Source organism: Priestia sp. P5_B4, assembly GCF_056400385.1.
The window spans coordinates 1-888 of the sequence record NZ_JBFULJ010001215.1 but is presented as its reverse complement, the minus strand read 5'-3'; the positions used below and the strand labels follow the sequence as shown (position 1 = coordinate 888).

Below are 888 nucleotides of genomic sequence, written 5' to 3'. Positions count from 1 at the left end.
CTCTATGTCAGAGTTAGCTAATTTAGGAGCTATGCATATCTCTACAGCGTTTAATTTTTCAAAAAAATTAGAAAATCAGGGATATCTGCATTTGTCCAAAAGAGAAAATGATAAAAGAAACACCTACATCAAATTGACTGAAAATGGCGAACAATTATTGCTTGATACGCTCAAAGGGTATGAACCACATAACAGTAAGATATGTAAAGGCGCACTTCCTTTAAAAACGTTATACGGCAAATTTCCCGCTTTTCCAGAGCTAGTAACCGTTGTTCGCCATGTTTGCGGCGGCGAGCTTGTGACCGTTGCTGATCAACCTTTTGTGAATATAAAAGAAGCGGGAATAGAAGAAAATGAAGATAAGAAAGAAGTCCAGCTAACTAGTAATTGAACGCAGTGAATAATATGCAGACAATAGGGCTTCATGAAAATAAGTGAATAACAGGCGAGCTGTTTTATACGTGAGAAATACGACGTATAAAACAGCTCTTTTTTATTTTTCGAATAATGATTCTCCATTATATTATGAGAAATTTAGGATAAGCTACCAGTAGTAAATTTTCTGAAGAGAAGGAGTGATTACCATGAATAAGTCAGACTCGATTTCTGTTTTTCAATTGATCCTTCTTTCAATGACGTTTATTGGCTTAAAAACTCATGTGATGCTCATATCTCCATTAATTAAAACGGCAGGACGAGATGCTTGGATCACCGTTCTTCTTACTTGTCTTTTAACACTCATATGGGTTCCTTTACTCGTATATGTAAATAAAAAAACAAAAGGCGAACATCTTTTTCAATGGATGAAAAAGCATGTGAATAAGTCATTTACCAATGTCGTTATTTTTCTTACAATCGTTTATTTGACCCTTATGGAGATCGTCACTT

The 888-nt window shown here is 34.9% G+C and carries 2 protein-coding genes; both read left to right on the top strand.

The genetic code is table 11. The features are described from left to right. Window positions 1-391 (top strand): HTH-type transcriptional regulator Hpr (locus tag AC1DRF_RS30040; protein ID WP_477742576.1); only part of this gene is annotated, 391 nt, incomplete at its 5' end. A 193-nt stretch (window positions 392-584) separates the two neighbouring features. Beyond that, window positions 585-888 (top strand): GerAB/ArcD/ProY family transporter (locus AC1DRF_RS30035; RefSeq protein WP_477742575.1); only part of this gene is annotated, 304 nt, incomplete at its 3' end.